Origin of the sequence: Halomonas sp. ND22Bw, assembly GCF_003011945.1 — a bacterium.
Taxonomy (GTDB): Bacteria; Pseudomonadota; Gammaproteobacteria; order Pseudomonadales; family Halomonadaceae; genus Halomonas; species Halomonas halophila.
On sequence record NZ_PXWD01001910.1, the window covers coordinates 1 to 231 of the forward strand.

Annotated in this window: 1 pseudogene; it reads left to right on the forward strand. The window is 69.3% G+C overall.

From position 1 onward, the window contains the following. A pseudogene (locus CVH10_RS24920) lies at positions 1-231 on the forward strand (response regulator transcription factor); the annotation flags it as partial.

Here is a 231-nt window from a genome sequence, read left to right on the forward strand (position 1 = left end):
AGCGACGAGCTGCATGTGGTGCGTCGCGCCATCGACTACGGCGCCTCCGGCTTCATTCCCAAGTCCTCGTCGCTGTCGCTGATCGCCGAGGCGGTGGGCGAGATCCTCGACGGCGAGGTGTGGTTGCCGGAGGAGATGGCCGAGGCGCTGGGCGAGGCCGACGAGGAGGAGGCCCGCTTCGCCGAGGCCATCGCCTCGCTGACGCCCCAGCAGTTCCGGGTGCTCAACATG